Source organism: uncultured Fretibacterium sp., from assembly GCF_938040765.1.
Lineage (GTDB): Bacteria > Synergistota > Synergistia > Synergistales > Aminobacteriaceae > CAJPSE01.
The window spans coordinates 1-2,002 of record NZ_CALIAA010000099.1; the positions used below are offsets into that span (position 1 = coordinate 1).

A 2,002-nucleotide genomic window follows, 5' to 3' on the forward strand; every position below is an offset into this window, starting at 1 on the left:
CGAAGGTCTGCGAAGCCGTCAAGGTGAGCCTGAGCCTTCCTCTTACGTCGAAACGCGGTAACGGTACCGCGTTTCGACGTAAGCGACTGACACGCCATTCAGGACCTGTCGGCCCTGAAGAGGCGGTCATCTGCTTAAACGCAGCATACGAATGATTTAGAATTGGAATTGAAGGTGCGGTAGAATGAAAGCGCCTTACGGGAACTCGGCCTCTGCGGAAGGTCGTGGGCAAGCCGCTCTCGAACCGGATTCGGGATCGCTCCCGATGCGCGCGGTTCCGAAGTTCGCGGCGGGCGAGGCCTGCGACAAGGCCTGTCCCGGAGGAGGCGGAGATCGACCGGTGCGGGAAAGCACCCCCTACTTCTTCGGTTTTCCCGTGCCGATCCGGCACGACAAACGCTGAGGAGGAGAAGGCGATGAAGGACAACCTCTCCGAGAGGGCTACCCGCCCTTGGGTACCGTTCCGCGAGTTTCTCGGAAACAACCCCTACCTGGGGTTCTTCCGGACGAACAACCTGACCGTGATCGTGAGCCGCAGGCCGGTCTGCATGCTGCCCAACAGCTACCGTCACGAGAGCGTGCAGTTCTTCATCGCCCTCTCCCCGGTCCGTGGCGGGACGCGGGACGGACACCCCATCTTCGTCCCAGGCGGCTCCATCTACCCCATCAACGGCAGTCAGTCCCACGCGGTGGCCGAGCCGATCCCCAACGTCTCCTTCATCAGCCTCTACTTCCGCTATTCCTTCTTCCAGAAGATGTGCCGTACCCTGCGCGGCAGTCCCGACACGTTTTTCGAGAACGACCTGATCCCCTACGACCCCGAGCTCAAGGCCCTGATGCGCGCATTCTTCATTGAGTACGGAGGGGGCAGAAGGGGCAGCCCCGGTATCGGGTCCGGGGTGATGATCGACAGCATCGTCACGCAGCTTGCCGTCTGCCTCATCCGCAGGCTTCGTTTCACCGCGGCGGCTACGGAACAGCGCGTCCCAAGCGACGCGGAGCTGGACCGGGCCGTCGAGCACCTGAGCGAACGCAGTGACCCCTGCCCCCTCTCGGAGGTCTCCCAAATCGTCCATGTCAACAAGTTTACCGCCCTGCGCAAGTTCCGCGCTCACACGGGCATGACGCCCCGCCAGTTCCAGATGCTGATCCGCATCCACCGCGCGATGGATATCCTGAAGGACCCCCAATGCACCATCGCCGAAGCGGGGAAGCTCTGCGGATTTCCCAATCCCAGCCACTTCGCGCGTGTGTTCCGCCGGAAAACCGGGCTCTCTCCCACCGAATACCGTCGAAAATCCCTCGGCGAAGCGTCCCGGACCTCCGGATTTTCCTCCTGAAAGTCAATAACGGAACAGGAAAAGGGCAAGAACGGAACATTCTTTTTCAAAACAACGTGATATCCTGACAGCACGCAGGCTCTCATTTCTGCGGGGAGGTTCGGGTACGCCTCCTGGGAACGGGCAGAGGAATGGCCAAATGAGGGACGGGCGCCGCTGCGGGGGGAGGGGCTGTCACGGCGCCGGACTCGAGGAGCCTGGGAAAGACCGAAAAGGAAGGAAGTGTTGTTCGTCATGACAAAGCGTTTGAGGCAGTTCAAGGTTGCGTCGGTACTGTTTGTGTTGGCTCTGGCCGCCATCACGTTTGAGGGTAAGCCGGCTTCGGCTGCTATCCCTCCTCCTATTCTGAAGACCGACTTCTTCATCAAATACGTGGCTTCGACTTTGGAGTCGGGGGATGTAAGCGTCGAAGGGGAGACCGACATCACGGTAAAGGGCTTTTCCGAGATGTTCCTCGGTGCGAAGGTCGATGTGGTGGGAACGCGCCAGGAGGGCGTCTTCCCCCTCAAGGTGCCCAACGAGATACAGAAAGATTCCTCTGCCGGTCTCGACTACCAGGTGGGGGTTCCCAATAACAAGGGAGCCTTCGGGTTCTCGGCCGGGACGAAACCGGGCGATACGGGAAAGCTTGTGCTGAACATGCGTCATGGGAAGATATCCTC

Annotated in this window: 3 protein-coding genes; all 3 read left to right on the forward strand. The window is 60.3% G+C overall.

The features are described 5' to 3' along the window. Positions 1 to 265: 265 nt before the first annotated feature. Positions 266 to 403 carry a hypothetical protein gene (locus Q0176_RS03700; protein ID WP_299299354.1) on the forward strand — a complete coding sequence of 46 codons (138 nt, stop codon included), beginning with the start codon at positions 266 to 268 and terminating at the stop codon, positions 401 to 403. Between the two features lie 13 nt (positions 404 to 416). Continuing rightward, positions 417 to 1,340, forward strand: coding sequence for an AraC family transcriptional regulator (locus tag Q0176_RS03705; protein WP_299299356.1), 924 nt, complete (start codon positions 417 to 419; stop codon positions 1,338 to 1,340). Positions 1,341 to 1,574: 234 nt separating this feature from the next. Beyond that, the coding region (locus Q0176_RS03710) for a hypothetical protein (RefSeq protein ID WP_299299357.1) at positions 1,575 to 2,002 on the forward strand (428 nt) is incomplete at its 3' end.